Genomic DNA, 15,208 nt, shown 5'->3' with positions numbered 1-15,208 from the left:
TCGCCTCCACCGTGATTGCCAAGAGGCGCCGGCGATGTCCCGTGCGCCACCACCTGATCAGGAGTGCACGATGGACCTCAACCGTCGGCAGTTCTTCAAGGTCGCCGCCATCGGCCTTGGAGGCTCGAGCCTTGCGGCGTTGGGCATGGCCCCGACGCAGGCATTCGCCGAGCAGGTGCGCCACTTCAAGCTGGCGCATACCAAAGAAACCCGCAATACCTGTCCCTACTGCTCGGTCGGCTGCGGCCTGATCCTGTACAGCCAGGGCGACGCGGGCAAGAACGTCAAGCAGAACATCATCCATATCGAGGGCGACGCGGACCATCCGGTCAACCGCGGCACTCTCTGCCCGAAAGGCGCTGGCCTGCTGGACTTTATCCACAGCCCGAGCCGGCTGATGTACCCCGAGGTACGCAAGCCCGGCAGCAAGGAATGGACCCGCATCGGCTGGGACGAAGCGCTCGATCGCGTCGCCGAGCTGATGAAGCAGGACCGCGATGCCAACTTCATCGAGAAGAATGCCCAGGGCCAGACGGTCAACCGCTGGCTCACCACGGGGTTCCTTGCCGCGTCCGCCGCTTCCAGCGAAGCCGGCTACCTGACGCACAAGGTGATCCGCTCGCTCGGCATGCTGGGGTTCGATAACCAGGCGCGTGTCTGACACGGTCCGACGGTGGCAAGTCTTGCCCCGACGTACGGCCGTGGCGCCATGACCAATCATTGGTCTGACATCGCCAACGCGAACCTGGTCCTGGTGATGGGCGGCAACGCTGCTGAAGCGCATCCGTGCGGCTTCAAGTGGGTGACCGAAGCCAAGGCGCACAACAAGGCGCGGCTGATCGTGGTCGACCCGCGGTTCACCCGTACCGCCTCGGTGGCGGACTACTATGCGCCGATCCGCACCGGTAGCGACATCGCCTTCATGGGCGGGCTGATCAACTATCTGCTGAGCCATGACAGGATCCAGCACGAATACGTGCGCAACTACACTGACGTGTCGTTCATCGTCAAGGCCGGCTATGGCTTCGAGGATGGCCTGTTCAGCGGCTACGACGCGGCCAAGCGCAGCTATGTCGACAAGTCCGGCTGGGGTTATGAACTCGGCGAGGACGGGTTTGCAAAGGTCGATCCGACCCTGCAGCACCCGCGTTGCGTCTACCAGTTGATGAAGCAGCACTACAGCCGCTACACGCCGGAAGTGGCGAGCATGACCTGTGGCATGCCCCAGGACCGGATGATGACGATCTGGGAAGAGATCGCCACCTGCTCGGCACCGGGCAAGACCATGACCATCCTCTATGCCCTGGGCTGGACCCAGCATTCGATCGGTGCGCAGATCATCCGCAGCGCGGCGATGGTGCAACTGTTGCTGGGCAACGTCGGCATGCCGGGAGGCGGGGTCAACGCCTTGCGCGGGCACTCCAACATCCAGGGCCTGACCGACCTGGGGCTGCTGTCCAACTCGCTGCCGGGCTACCTGACCCTGGCCGGTGATGCCGAGCAGGACTACGCCACCTTCATCGACAAGCGTGCACCCAAGCCGCTGCGGCCGGGGCAACTGTCCTACTGGCAGAACTACGGCAAGTTCCACGTCAGCCTGATGAAGGCCTGGTATGGCGCCAACGCCACCGCAGCCAACAACTGGGGCTACGACTGGCTGCCCAAGCTCGACGTGCCGGCCTACGACGTGCTGCGCATGTTCGAGATGATGGGTCAGGGCAAGGTCAACGGCTACATGTGCCAGGGCTTCAATCCGATTGCCGCGCTGCCGGACAAGAACCGCGTCACCGCCGCCCTGGGCAAGCTCAAGTGGCTGGTGGTCATGGACCCGCTGGCCACCGAGACCTCGGAGTTCTGGCGCAACGCCGGGCCGTTCAACGACGTCGACACGGCCAACATCCAGACCGAGGTGATCCGCCTGCCCACCACCTGCTTCGCCGAGGAGGACGGCTCGCTGGTCAACAGCAGCCGCTGGCTGCAATGGCACTGGAAGGGCGCCGATGGCCCCGGTGAAACCCGTACCGATGTGCAGATCATGAGCGAACTGTTCCTGCGCCTGCGTCATCGCTACCAGGCCGAGGGTGGTGCCTATCCGGACCCGATGCTCAATATCAGCTGGCCGTACAAGATCCCCGACGAGCCTTCGCCTGAAGAGCTGGCCAAGGAGATGAACGGCTGGGCGGTCAGCGACCTGAGCGACGCGAGCGGCACCACGCTCAAGGCCGGCCAGCAACTCTCGGCCTTTGCCCAGTTGAAGGACGACGGCAGCACCGCGTCCGGCTGCTGGATCTTCGCCGGCTGCTGGACCGAGCAGGGCAACCAGATGGCCCGGCGCGACAACAGCGACCCGTACGGCATGCACCAGGTGCAGAACTGGGCCTGGGCCTGGCCGGCCAACCGCCGCATCCTCTACAACCGTGCCTCCAGCGACCCGCAGGGCAAGCCCTGGGATCCGGAGAAAAAACGCCTGGTGTGGTGGAACGGCAAGGCCTGGGGCGGCACCGACGTGCCGGACTTCAAGGTCGACTCGCCGCCGGAAGCGGGGATGAATCCGTTCATCATGAACCCCGAAGGCGTGGCACGGTTCTTTGCGCTCGACAAAATGGCCGAAGGGCCGTTCCCCGAGCACTACGAACCGTTCGAGACGCCGATCGGCATCAACCCGCTGCACCCGCAGAACAAGAAGGCGATCAGCAACCCGGCCGGGCGGATCTTCGATTCGGTGTGGGATACCCTCGGCAAGCACGAGGAATATCCCTACGCGGCGACCACCTACCGGCTGACCGAACACTTCCACTTCTGGAGCAAGCATTGTCGGCTCAACGCGATTGCCCAGCCCGAGCAGTTCGTCGAGATCGGCGAGGTGCTGGCCAACGAGAAGGGGATCAAGGCCGGCGATCGGGTGCGGGTATCGAGCAAGCGTGGGCACATCGATGCGGTGGCGGTGGTGACCAAGCGGATCCGTCCGCTGCAGGTCAACAACCAGACCGTGCACCAGATCGGCATCCCGTTGCACTGGGGCTTCACCGGCACGACCCGGCATGGCTACCTGACCAACACCCTGGTGCCGTTCCTCGGTGACGGCAACACCCAGACGCCGGAGTCCAAGTCGTTCCTCGTCAAAGTGGAGAAACTCTGATGGCCAGCCAAGACATCATCGCCCGCTCCGCCACGACCACCGTGCCGCCTTCGGTACGCCAGCAGCAGGAAGTCGCCAAGCTGATCGACACCACCAAGTGCATCGGCTGCAAGGCCTGCCAGGTGGCGTGCTCGGAGTGGAACGAACTGCGTGACGAGGTCGGCCACAACCACGGCACCTACGACAACCCCCAGGACCTCAGTGCCGAAACCTGGACCCTGATGCGCTTCACCGAACACGAGCGCGACGACGGCAACCTGGAGTGGCTGATCCGCAAGGACGGCTGCATGCACTGCGCCGATCCCGGTTGCCTGAAGGCTTGCCCGAGCCCGGGGGCGATCATCAAGCACGCCAACGGTATCGTCGACTTCAACCAGGACCACTGCATCGGTTGCGGCTACTGCATCACCGGCTGTCCGTTCAACATCCCGCGGATCTCGCAGAAGGACCACAAGGCGTACAAGTGCACCCTGTGTTCCGACCGCGTGACCGTGGGCCTGGAGCCGGCCTGCGTGAAGACCTGCCCGACCGGGGCGATCGTCTTCGGCAGCAAGGACGAGATGAAGGTGCATGCCGCCGAGCGTATCGTCGACCTCAAGTCGCGTGGCTACGACAAGGCCGGGCTCTACGACCCGGATGGCGTCGGTGGTACCCACGTCATGTACGTGTTGCACCATGCCGACACGCCGAAGCTGTACGCCGGTTTGCCGGAACAACCGGTGATCAGCCCGCTGGTCGGCCTGTGGAAAGGCGTGACCAAGCCGCTGGCGCTGCTGGCCATGGGCGCGGCGGTGGTGGCCGGGTTCTTCCACTATGTGCGGGTGGGACCGCAGCGGGTCGAGGAGGAGGAACATCCGACTCCGCCCGACGGCAGTGTCCACCCGGTGGATCCCTCGGTGCATGTCTATGATCCGAACCGTCCCGGCGGGCAAGGGGAGCAACGGCCATGAGCGAGAACGACGACAAGCCTATCCTGCGCTACAACGCCAACGAGCGCAGCAATCACTGGATCGTCGCGATCCTGTTCGTGCTGGCCGGGTTGTCGGGGCTGGCGCTGTTTCATCCGGCGCTGTTCTGGCTGAGCAACCTGTTCGGCGGCGGGCCGTGGACACGCATCCTGCACCCGTTCATCGGGGTGGCGATGTTCGTGTTTTTCCTCGGGCTGGTGCTGCGGTTCTGGCGCGCCAACTTCATCACCGCCAATGACCGGCTGTGGCTACGGCGGGTCGACCGGGTGATGCTCAACCAGGAGGAGGGCGTGCCTGCGATCGGCAAGTACAACGCCGGGCAGAAGCTGCTGTTCTGGACCCTGCTGGCGTGCATGCTGGTGCTGCTGGTCAGTGGCGTGGTGATCTGGCGAGCATACTTCAGTCACTACTTCGACATCGGTACGATCCGCCTGGGCGCCTTGCTCCATGCCCTGGCGGCGTTCGTGCTGATCCTCAGCATCATCGTGCACATCTATGCCGGGATCTGGATCAAGGGGTCGATTGGCGCCATGCTGCATGGCTGGGTCAGCCGGGCCTGGGCACGCAAGCATCATGAGCTGTGGTACCGCGAGGTGACCGGCGACAAGACTCCTCGTGACCACGGTCGAAAACAAGGATGAACGCTTGAGCACTATTCTCGAACCCGGACAGATCGAAGCGTCGGCGGTAGCGCCGCCGTTCCTGCATTTGCCGCCGGCCAACCTCTTCGAACTGCGTGCCGTGCGCCTGGAACAGCTCGCCGAGGGGCATGCCCTGGACGACTACCTGCGCCTGATCGCGCAACTGTGCCGGGTCCAGCAGCAACTGATCGACCATCCGCCTGGTGGCGTGCCGGTGGCCGAGGAGCGTCAGCGCCTGTGTATCAGCCATGGGCTGCCGCCGTTGGCGGCGGACAGTCTGGTGCGTGAGGGACCGTGGCTGGCCTGGCTGCAGGCGTTGCTCGAACATCTGGCACCGTCAGGGGACGGGGCGCTGGCCGACGCGGTGCAGCGCTTGCGCGACAGCGACGACAGCCAGCGCAAGGGGTGGGGCATCGCCCTGCTCGGCGGGCAGTACGATGCCGTGCCGGCCGCCCTGGTGCCCTTTATCGGCGCCGCGCTGCAGGCGGCCTGGTCCAGTTGGCTGCTGGCCTTGCCCAGCCCGGAACTCAAGCCTGCCGGCAGCCTGGCCCAATGTCCGGCCTGCGGTTCGCCGGCCATGGCCGGGGTGGTGCGCAACCGTGGCAAGCACAATGGCCTGCGTTACCTGGCGTGCTCGCTGTGTGCCTGTGAGTGGCATGTCGTGCGGGTCAAGTGCGTGTACTGCGAGTCGAGCAAGGATCTGCGCTACACCAGTATCGAGGATGACCGACACGCGCCCGGCAAGGCGCCGTTGCGGGCCGAGTGTTGCCCGGGCTGTGAGTGTTATCTCAAGCAGAGCTACCTGGAGAACGACGCTGCGGGCGAGCCGTTGGCCGATGACCTGGCGAGCCTGGCCCTGGATATCCGGCTGGACGAGGAGGGCTTCCAGCGCCTGGCCCCGAACCTGATGCTGGCGCCCGGGGGAGGGTGAGTGGCTACACTGGAAAATCGCGTTGCCCTCATGCGCGGGCAAGCCGCGCTCCTACAGGAGACTGCACGCCACCCAATAGGTGAACGACTCCCCCCTTGCAGGAGCGCGGCTTGCCCACGAATGGGCCCGTCCCGACACCGAATGAATTGAAGGTTGCCCGAATGCCCGCGAGTCCCGCCAGCGCTACCCCACGCCTGCCCTCCATCGACACCCTGCTGCGCCACCCCACCTGCCAGCCGCTGCTCGATCGTCACGGCCGCGAGTCTGTCCTGGCCACCCTGCGCCAATTGCTCGACGACCTGCGCGAGCCCACCCGCCAGGGCCAATTGAGTCCCGCGGAACTGGCTGCCGAAGTCCTGCTCGGCCGCGCCGGCGAACGCCTGGCGATCCAGCAGCGCAGCCAGGTCCGCCGGGTGTTCAACCTTACCGGCACGGTGCTGCACACCAACCTGGGCCGGGCGCTGCTGCCGGAAGAGGCCATCGAGGCCATGCAGACCGCTGCGCGCTACCCGCTCAACCTCGAGTTTGACCTGAACACCGGCAAACGTGGCGACCGCGATGATCTGATCGAAGGGCTGATCCGCGAGCTGACCGGTGCCGAAGCGGTCACCGTGGTCAACAACAATGCCGCGGCCGTGCTGCTGGCGCTGAACAGCCTGGGCGCGCGCAAGGAAGGCATCATCTCCCGTGGCGAGCTGATCGAGATCGGTGGCGCCTTCCGTATCCCCGACATCATGGCCCGCGCTGGCGTACGCCTGCACGAGATCGGCACCACCAACCGTACCCATGCCCGCGACTATGAAGGTGCGATCAACCCGCGTACCGGCCTGTTGATGCGTGTGCATTGCAGCAACTACAGCATCCAGGGCTTCACCACCCAGGTCGCGACTGCCGAACTGGCGCGTATCGCCCATGAGCATGGCTTGCCATTGCTGGAGGACCTGGGCAGCGGCAGCCTGCTCGACCTGACCCGCTGGGGTCTGCCGGCCGAGCCGACCGTGCGCCAGGCGCTGGCCGACGGGGCTGATATCGTCACCTTCAGCGGCGACAAGCTGCTCGGCGGGCCCCAGGCCGGGATCATCGTCGGGCGCAAGGAACTGATCGCGAAGATCAAGAAGAACCCGCTCAAGCGTGCCCTGCGAGTGGACAAGATCACCCTGGCGGCGCTGGAAGCGGTACTGGCGCTCTACCGCAACCCGGATCGCCTGGCCGAGCGCCTGCCGAGCCTGCGCTTGCTGACCCGGCCCGAGGCCGAGATCGCCGCCCAGGCCGAGCGCCTGGCTCCCGGGCTGGCAGCGCGCCTTGGGCCGCAGTGGACGGTCAGCGTCGAAACGGCCCTGGGCATGATCGGCAGTGGCAGCCAACCGGTCGCGCGTCTGCCCAGTGCGGCGCTGTGTCTACGCCCGCAGGTATCGAAGAAACTGCGCGGGCGCAGCCTGCACGTCCTGGAGCGGGCCCTGCGCAATCTGCCGGTGCCGGTATTGGGGCGTATCGACGATGATGCGTTGTGGCTCGACCTGCGCCAGTTGGATGATGAAGCCCAGTGGCTGGCGCAACTGCCGGCACTGCAATTGGGGCCGGTGCAGTGATCGTCGGCACAGCCGGACATATCGACCACGGCAAGACCGCACTGCTCCAGGCGCTGACCGGCCAGGCCGGCGACCAGCGCCAGGAGGAGCGTGCGCGGGGCATGACCATCGATCTCGGTTACCGCTACGCGGCCCTGGGTGACGGGGACGGGCTGACCGGTTTTATCGATGTGCCGGGGCACGAGCGGTTTATCCACAACATGCTGGCCGGTGCCCACGGTATCGACCTGGTACTGTTGGTGGTGGCGGCTGACGACGGGGTCATGCCGCAGACCCGTGAACATCTGGCGATCATCGAATTGCTGGGCATACCCCAGGCGCTGGTGGCGATCAGCAAGAGTGACCGGGTCGAGCCGGCACGGCTGGCTGAAGTTCAGGCGCAAGTGACCGAGCTGCTGGCGCCGGGGCCTTATGCGTCGGCGGCGCTCTTTCCGCTGTCGAGTCTCTCCGGGCAGGGGATCGAGCCGCTGCGCCAAGCCTTGCGCGAGGCCCAGGGGCGCGTGCGCCAACGTAGTGTCCAGGGCGGTTTTCGCCTGGCGGTCGACCGGGCGTTTTCGGTTTCGGGGGCCGGTATCGTCGTCACCGGCACGGCCCTGGCCGGGCAGGTCGAGGTGGGCGACAACCTGCTGCTGGGCGCGGCCGGCAAGGTGGTGCGGGTGCGGGGCCTGCATGCGCAGAACCAGGCCGCGTCGCAGGCTGTTGCCGGACAACGGGTGGCGCTGAACATCAGCGCCGACCGCCTGGCGGTGGAGCAGGTGCACCGGGGTGACTGGCTGTTGCCGTCGTGGCTGCATGCACCGAGTTCGCGAGTCGACATCGAGCTTCATCTGTTACCCGGTGAAACCCGTACCTTTGAACACTTCAGTGCCGTGCATGTGCATCTCGGTACCCAGGACGTCACCGCCCGGGTCGCCTTGCTCGAAGGCGAAAAGCTCCTGGCCGGCCAGCGCATGTTCGCCCAGTTGCTGCTCAACGCACCGTTGCAGGCGGTGCACGGTGATCGTCTGGTCCTGCGCGATCAGCGCGCCCAGCGCACCCTGGGTGGCGGACGCGTGCTCGATCCGTTTGCGCCCAGCCGGCAGCGTCGCAGCGAGGCGCGCCTGCGCCAGTTGCAGGTGCTGTGCGAGGCCAGCACGCTCGAACAGGCCTTGCAGGCCCTGCTCGACACTGCGCCGGGCGGACTCGACCCGCAACGCCTGGAGCGGCAGTTCAATCGTCTGCGTGAGAGCTGGCAACTGCCCGAGCATGTCCAGGTGCTCGCCACCCGCCAGGGCCAGTTGCTGTTCGCCCGGCCGCAGTGGCAGGCGCTCAGGAACCAGTTGCTGGCGCGGCTGGCGCAGTTTCACCAGCAGGAGCCCGACCAGCTTGGCCCCGACCGCGATCGGCTGCGCCGTTTCTGCGCCTTGCCACTGGAGCGTCCGGCCTTTGTCTGCCTGCTGGATGAGTTGCTGGCCGAGGGCGCGATCAGCAGCAGCGGCCCGTGGCTGCACCTGCCGGATCACGAGGTGCAACTGAGCGAGGCCGACGAGTCGCTGTGGCAGCGCCTGCAGCCACGCTTGCTGGCGGGCGGGTTCGATCCGCCGTGGGTCAGGACCCTGGCCGGCGAGGAAAAACGGGAGGAGGGCGAAGTCCGCCTGCTGTTGCGCAAGCTCGCCCGACTGGGCCTGTTGCACCAGGTGGTACGTGACCTGTTCTACCCGCAGGTGACGTTGCAACGCATGGCCGAGCTGCTGTTGCAGCAGGCTGCGGCATCGCCGATAGTGCAGGTGGCGGCGTTTCGCGATATGTTGGGCATCGGTCGCAAACGCAGTGTGCAGATACTGGAGTACTTCGACCGGATCGGTCTGACCCGCAGGGTCGCCGATCAGCGTCATATCCGTGTTGACAGTGCCCTGGCCCAGCAGCAGGCCAGGCACTGAAAATCCAGGGAAGGCAATCGCGCCCGGTGGCGCGGCCGGGCTTCAAACCCGGTTGGGGACGGCAGCCGTTCCCGGGCAGGTTCGACTCCCGCTGCCTTCCGCCAACTTCCCCTGAATCCTGTGCAGGCCTTTAGAACCCTTTCGCGGCGGTCCGACGCATCGGTGAATCCTGTTCCCACAGAGTTTTCGGTGTACACAGGGTTTGCGTTCAGCATGATCATTGTGGGAGCCGGCGGTCCGGCGCCCCGGTTTATCCGCGAAGGGGGCCCCGAGAGCGACGCTTATGCACGCTCCCCGCACAGATCCAGGGCGAACCACTGTTGCGCCGCTTCGACATCCAGTCCCGCCCCCAGCAACGCGAACAACTTGCCCAGCGCCGCTTCGCGAGTCATGCCACCGCCGCTGACCAGGCCGGTATCGCGCAGGCGGCTGCCGGCGGCGTAGGTGTCGAACACCACCGAACCTTCCGGGCACTGGCTGATGGCAACGATCATCACGCCACGCTGGCGGGCATCGCGCAGCACATCGAGCAGCGCCTGGTCATCGGACGGGCCGGTACCACTGCCGTAGCACTCCAGCACCAGGCCCTGGATGTCACTGTCGAACAGACCGTGCAGGTGCGATGCCTGCAAGCCGGGGAACACTGGCAGCACGGCCAGGTTGACCGGTACCCGCGGCTGACGGTAATCCAGCCGGTCCGGGATCGCCGTCGCCGGTTCGCCTTCGCGATGACGGGCTGGCGCGGTGAAGGCGTCGAACGCCTCGCTGCGCAGTTTCGAGGCACGGCAGCCATGCAGCAACTGGCCGTGGAAGAACAGTTGCACGCCGCTTGGCAGGCCGTGCTCGAACTGCTTCAGGGCACCGATCAGGTTGTCCCAGGCGTCGCTGTCCGGCGCACCGGCCGGCAGCATCGAGCCGGTCAGCAGCACCGGTACCGGCAGGCCGAGCAGCAGGAACGACAGGGCAGCGGCGCTGTAGGCCAGGGTATCGGTACCGTGCAGCACCAGCACGGCGTCATGGCCCTGCTGTTCGACAGCCTCGACGATGGCATCGCGCATCGCCAGCCAGTTGGCCTGTTGCATGTTGGCGCTGTCGATCAGCGGGTTGAGTTCACGCAGCGACCAGGGCAACTGCGGGGCGTCGGCACACCCGGCGAGGTGTTCGCGCATGCGTGCCTCGAAGCCACCGGCCGGCGCCAGGCCTTCGGCGGTCTGCAGCATGCCGATGGTGCCCCCGGTATAGAGGACGAGAAGATTCTTGACTGCACCCATGGGAGCATTCCGTAGCGATTTGGAGAGAGAAAGAGACAGCCGCCCGCGGACGGGGCGGCTGAGACAAGGAGAATATCAGCGTTGCGGCTGCGCTTGGGCGGCGGCGTTGTCAGTGGCTGTTTCAGCTTGTGGATTGGCAGGCCAGGCGGCACGGTCCAGATCCAGGTCCTTGAACTTGCTGGAGTCGAACACTGGCTGGTTGACGCCGGCACGACGCTGTTCGTCGTAGTCGCGCATCACGCGCAGGCCGATCTTGAACAGCAGGGCCAGGGCGATCAGGTTGACGAACGCCAGGCAGGTCATGGTGATGTCGGCGAAGGCGAATACGGTCGACAGGTTCTGGGTCGAACCCCACACCACCAGGGCCAGTACCAGCGCGCGGTAGGTCATCAGCACGGCACGGTTGCGGCTGAGGAACTGCAGGCTGTTTTCGCCCAGGTAGTAGTTGTAGAGGATGCAGGTGAAGACGAACAGCGACAGCGCGACGCTGACGAACAGACGGCCCCAGTCACCCACTACGGCAGCCAGGGAGTTCTGGGTCAGGACGATACCATCCCCTTCGAAGCCCGGGGTGTAGAAGCCCGACAGCAGGATCAGCAGCGCGGTGCAGGTGCAGATGACGAAGGTGTCGAGGAACACGCTGAACGCCTGGACCACGCCCTGGGCGCCCGGGTGTTTCACGGCGGCTACGGCGGCCACGTTCGGCGCGCTGCCCAGGCCGGCTTCGTTGGCGAACACGCCACGCTTCACGCCCATGATGATGGCGCTGCCGAGCAGGCCGCCGAAGGCTGGGTCGAGGCCGAAGGCGCTCTTGAAGATGGTTTCCAGCATGGCCGGCACGTGTTCGATCTGGGTGCCGATCACGTACAGGGTCACGCCGATGTAGGCCAGGGTCTTGACCGGAACCAGCAGGTCGGACACGGCGGCGATACGCTTGATGCCACCCAGGAACACGATGGCCAGCAGGACGGCCAGGGCGATACCGGTGTGCTCCGGAGCGAAGCCGAAGGCGTTCTGCAGGGAGTGGGTGACGGTGTACGACTGCAGGCCGTTGAAGGCGAAGCCGTAGGTGACCAGCAGCAGGATGGAGAACACCACCGCCATGCTCTTCAGCTTCAGGCCGTGCTGGATGTAGTAGGCCGGACCGCCACGGTACAGACCATCGCCATCGGCGCGCTTGTAGACCTGGGCCAGGGTACATTCGAAGAAGCTGCTGGACATGCCGACCAGGGCGGTCACCCACATCCAGAAGACGGCGCCCGGACCACCGAGGGTCACGGCGATACCGACACCGGCGATGTTACCGGCGCCGACGCGGCCGGCGAGGCTGAGCATCAGGGCCTGGAACGAGCTGAGTTGGCCTGCCTGGCCGCGGAGGGACTCCTTGAACACACCGAACATGTGGCCGAAATGGCGGAACTGGACGAACCGCGAGCGGATCGTGAAGTAGCTGCCGAGACCGACGATCAGCACGATGAGCAGTTTCCCCGAGAGGAAATCGTTGAGTGCATCTAGCATTGGAGAATGACCTCGATTCTTATTCTTTGCATGAAAAGACGAGCAGGCGGCAGGCGCACCGCTATCCGTTGGGGCGCATGGTTGGTCATGACAGGAGTGGTTACAATTTCGCGGGTTGCTCTGCTTTGGTGCGACTTGATGCTAGACTGGCATCACTCGCACCATCCAGGTTCTTGCTCATGAGCGACCATTTCGCCGTCAATCTCAAGTTGGCCTGTAGCCACTACCGCTCTATTTCAGAGGTTTGCCGGCAGCTGTCGATCAATCGCGCGCAGTTCAACAAATACCTGAGCGGGCAAAGCCATCCGACGAACTACAACCTCAAGCGCATCGGCGATTTCTTCGGCGTGGAGGATTACGAACTGGGCCTGCCGCCGGAGCAGTTCGCCCGCCTGATCGGCGCGCGCAACCCGGCGATGCGCAGCGAGCAGTTGAACGACCCGATCAGCGAGCTGTTCAAGCCGCTGCACCGGGAGTCGGGCAATCTGTCGCGTTACTGCGGTTACTACTTCGAGTATTCCAACTGCATGTCGGTTCCCGGCTCGATCCTGGTGTCGCTGGTGCATCTGCGCGAGGAGCGCGGCAGTTTCCTGTTCGAGCGCCAGGAGCGGCAGGAGCGCAGCACCGTCAACGACGGGCATGCCGAGGTGCGTTGTCGTTATCTGGGGGCGGCCTTCCAGTTGCAGGACCGGGTGTTCCTGATCGACTACGAGTCGCTGACGCTCAACGAGATGAGCCAGACGATCCTCATCCCCAGTTTCAAGAGTCGCATCACCCGCCTCAATGGGCTCAAGACCGGGGTTTCCAGCGGCGACCGGCGCAATCCGGCGTGCACCCGGGTGGTCTGGGAGTTCCTTGGCGAGGAGATCAACCGCATCAATGCCTACCGGCAGATCAAGCTGTACCGTCCGGATGATCCGCGTATCGATGACGATGTGCGCGAGCGCCTGAGTGCCGGTTCGGTGGGCAATGGCCTGTTCGAGATCGAGTGATGCGCTGCAATGCCTGTGAGCCACTCAATCCTGTAGGCGCAGGGCTTGCCCGCGAAGAGGCCGGCAAACCCTGTCCAGCGCCTCAGTAGAGCGCTGCGAACAGCTTGCGCCGGTAGGTGGTGACCAGCGGGTGATCGTTGCCCAGCAGGTCGAACACCTGCAGCAGGGTCTTGTGCGGCAACCCTTCACCGTAGCCACGGTTGCGACTGAACAGCTTGAGCAGGGCATCCAGCGCGGCCTCGTACTGCTGGCGGGCCAGTTGCTGGATCGCCAACTGGTAGGTCGCTTCGTCGTCCTTCGGATCCTGCGCCAGGCGAGCCTTGAGGTCGGCGGCATCCGGCAGGTCGGCGGCCTGGCGCAGGAAGGTCAGTTGAGCCTTGGCGCCCGCCAGGGCGGCCTTGTGTTCATCGCCCTTGACCGTATCGAGCACGGTCTGGGCCTCGCCCAACTCACCGCGCTCGGCGAGGCAGCGTGCGAACAGGATCAGCGCCTTGGCGTTGGTATTGTCTTCGCCCAGCAGGGCGACGAGGATAGCCTCGGCTTCGGCGACGCGGCCTTCGCTGAACAGAGCCTGGGCCTGTTCCAGTGGATCGGCCGCAGCGGGCGCCGGCATCTGCACGTGGGGTTCAAGCATGGCGCGCACCGCCGACTCCGGCTGGGCGCCAGCGAAACCGTCGACCGGCTGGCCGTCCTTGAACAGCACCACGGTGGGCAGGCTGCGGATACCGAAGCGGGCGACGATGTCTTGCTCGGCATCGCAGTCGACCTTGGCCAGCAGCAGCTCGCCCTGATAGCTCTCGGCGATCTGTTGCAGCATTGGCATCAACGCCTTGCAGGGCGCGCACCATTCCGCCCAGAAGTCCACCAGTACTGGCTTGTGGAAAGAGTTCTGGATCACCGCCTGGTCGAAGTTCAGGGCGGTGGCGTCGAAGATGTAGGGCGTGTCCTGGGTCATCGGGAGTCTCGAAGAGCGGGGTATCGCGCAACTATAAGGCTTGGGCGGGTTGGCCGGAAGCGGGGCATGCAGCCATCTCCCCCGTGGCTGGGCTCAGGGGCGGCTGGCGTGGTAGAGGCTGACCTGGCGAAACTCCTCCGGCTCCATCAGGTCCGGCAGGGTCAGCGCCTGGAGCATCTCCAGGCGCCGGTACAACGGATGACGGAAATCGCGTACCCGTGAATCGGCCACCAGCGCCTCACGGCCGCGGCTGAGGAACTGATCGAGCAGCGGCAGGTTTTCCCGGTCGTACAGCACATCGGCGACCAGGATCAGGTCGAAGCGGTCGCTCTCGGCGAAGAAGTCTTCGCTGTAACTCAACTCCACGCCATTGAGTGCGGCATTCGCCCGGCAGGCTGCCAACGCCAGCGGATCGAGGTCGCAGGCCACCACTTCGCGTGCCCCGGCTCGCGTCGCGGCAATCGCCGCGATGCCGGAGCCGGCACCGAAATCCAGCACGCGCTTGCCGGCCACCCACTCGGGGCGCTCGGCCAGGTAGCGCGCCATGGCCAGGCCGCTGGCCCAGCAGAAGCACCAATAGGGCGGCTCGTGCAGGATGCGCCGGGTTTCTTCCGGGGTGAACTCGCGGTCCATGTTCTCGGCGTCGATCAGCCACAGCCTGAGGTCGGTCCCGGGCAGCGCGCTGGCTGTCAGTCGCGCATCGCCCAGCAGCGCAGCCAGTGCCCGCTGCAGGTCGAGCGGAACCTTCATGGCGCGCTGACGAATTGCAGCTGGCCCATGGCCTGGGTGGTCGGTTGGCTCACCGTCACCGAGGGCAGGTGCAGGATCAATTGCCCCGATTGGCTGGCGCGCCCGCGTAACTCGACGCGACCTGTCGCCGGGAACACGTCGGGGTTGAAACGCAGGCGGAACGGCAACACCTGGCCGGTACCGTTGATCCTGCTGCTGGCGAGCAGTTGCTGCGGCCGGCCGCGCTCGTCGATCACCAGCAGGGCAAGCTCGACCTCGGCATTGGCCGGTACGCCCTGCAGGGTGCCGCTCAGTTCGCGCTGGTACGCGGGTAGCGGGCCGAGTGCTTCATATTCACTCAGCGGCTTTTTCACCTGTTGCTGGGGCGGTGGCGTCGGCACGGGCTTGGGTGCGCTGCTGCACGCGAGCAGCAGGCCGGTGAGGCTGAGCAAAACAAGCGGTCGTACTGACATCTACAGCTCCAACTGAGGCGAAAATCGACGGTTCTGGTGGCTTAACGTTAGTCCGCCGACTGTATACCGCAAACCCTATGGCT

At 65.4% G+C, this 15,208-nt stretch carries 12 protein-coding genes and 1 tRNA gene; 8 read left to right on the top strand and 5 right to left on the bottom strand.

Annotation, left to right across the window (positions count from 1 at the left end):
- The first annotated feature begins 70 nt into the window (after positions 1-70).
- The 7 genes from fdnG to HU752_RS29150 all read left to right on the top strand — a co-directional run bounded on the left by fdnG (position 71) and on the right by HU752_RS29150 (position 9,291).
- Entirely contained in the window at positions 71-3,139 is a 3,069-nt protein-coding gene (gene fdnG, locus HU752_RS29180; protein ID WP_186683133.1) for a formate dehydrogenase-N subunit alpha, read from the top strand.
- Positions 3,139-4,089, top strand: coding sequence for a formate dehydrogenase subunit beta (fdxH, locus tag HU752_RS29175; protein ID WP_186683131.1), 951 nt, complete (start codon positions 3,139-3,141; stop codon positions 4,087-4,089). Before fdnG ends, fdxH begins: the two co-directional genes overlap by 1 nt.
- Positions 4,086-4,748: a formate dehydrogenase subunit gamma gene (locus HU752_RS29170; protein WP_186683129.1), complete on the top strand. Its 663-nt coding sequence runs from the start codon at positions 4,086-4,088 to the stop codon at positions 4,746-4,748. The genes fdxH and HU752_RS29170 overlap by 4 nt, the downstream gene beginning before the upstream one ends.
- Before the next feature lie 4 nt (positions 4,749-4,752).
- Positions 4,753-5,679: a formate dehydrogenase accessory protein FdhE gene (gene fdhE / locus HU752_RS29165; protein ID WP_186683127.1), complete on the top strand. Its 927-nt coding sequence runs from the start codon at positions 4,753-4,755 to the stop codon at positions 5,677-5,679.
- Positions 5,680-5,840: 161 nt separating this feature from the next.
- Positions 5,841-7,268 carry an L-seryl-tRNA(Sec) selenium transferase gene (selA, locus tag HU752_RS29160; protein WP_186683125.1) on the top strand — a complete coding sequence of 476 codons (1,428 nt, stop codon included), beginning with the start codon at positions 5,841-5,843 and terminating at the stop codon, positions 7,266-7,268.
- A complete protein-coding gene (selB, locus tag HU752_RS29155; RefSeq protein ID WP_186683122.1) occupies positions 7,265-9,187 on the top strand; it encodes a selenocysteine-specific translation elongation factor in 1,923 nt (640 codons plus the stop codon). The genes selA and selB overlap by 4 nt, the downstream gene beginning before the upstream one ends.
- An 8-nt stretch (positions 9,188-9,195) precedes the next feature.
- A tRNA-Sec gene (locus tag HU752_RS29150) sits at positions 9,196-9,291 on the top strand.
- A gap of 177 nt (positions 9,292-9,468) precedes the next feature.
- On the opposite strand, the gene HU752_RS29145 is transcribed toward HU752_RS29150, so the two are convergent.
- Both HU752_RS29145 and HU752_RS29140 read right to left on the bottom strand, forming a co-directional pair.
- Positions 9,469-10,458 (bottom strand): asparaginase, encoded by a 990-nt coding sequence (locus HU752_RS29145; RefSeq protein WP_186683121.1) that lies wholly within the window; start codon positions 10,456-10,458, stop codon positions 9,469-9,471.
- 75 nt (positions 10,459-10,533) lie between these two features.
- Positions 10,534-11,976 carry an alanine/glycine:cation symporter family protein gene (locus HU752_RS29140; protein ID WP_186683119.1) on the bottom strand — a complete coding sequence of 481 codons (1,443 nt, stop codon included), beginning with the start codon at positions 11,974-11,976 and terminating at the stop codon, positions 10,534-10,536.
- Positions 11,977-12,155: 179 nt separating this feature from the next.
- Between HU752_RS29140 and HU752_RS29135 the strand changes: the two genes are divergently transcribed.
- Positions 12,156-12,968: an XRE family transcriptional regulator gene (locus tag HU752_RS29135; protein ID WP_186683117.1), complete on the top strand. Its 813-nt coding sequence runs from the start codon at positions 12,156-12,158 to the stop codon at positions 12,966-12,968.
- 82 nt (positions 12,969-13,050) lie between these two features.
- On the opposite strand, the gene trxA is transcribed toward HU752_RS29135, so the two are convergent.
- The 3 genes from trxA to HU752_RS29120 form a co-directional block, all read right to left on the bottom strand.
- Entirely contained in the window at positions 13,051-13,923 is an 873-nt protein-coding gene (gene trxA / locus HU752_RS29130; protein ID WP_186683115.1) for a thioredoxin, read from the bottom strand.
- 93 nt (positions 13,924-14,016) lie between these two features.
- Positions 14,017-14,673: a class I SAM-dependent methyltransferase gene (locus HU752_RS29125; RefSeq protein WP_186683113.1), complete on the bottom strand. Its 657-nt coding sequence runs from the start codon at positions 14,671-14,673 to the stop codon at positions 14,017-14,019.
- A complete protein-coding gene (locus HU752_RS29120) occupies positions 14,670-15,125 on the bottom strand; it encodes a YbaY family lipoprotein (protein WP_186683111.1) in 456 nt (151 codons plus the stop codon). The genes HU752_RS29125 and HU752_RS29120 overlap by 4 nt, the downstream gene beginning before the upstream one ends.
- Between the last annotated feature and the right edge of the window lie 83 nt (positions 15,126-15,208).

The sequence above is a fragment of the Pseudomonas vanderleydeniana genome (genome assembly GCF_014268755.2).
In the GTDB taxonomy this organism is placed as follows: domain Bacteria; phylum Pseudomonadota; class Gammaproteobacteria; order Pseudomonadales; family Pseudomonadaceae; genus Aquipseudomonas; species Aquipseudomonas vanderleydeniana.
Note: the sequence above shows the minus strand (reverse complement) of the source record. Positions and strands in the feature narration are given on the sequence as shown.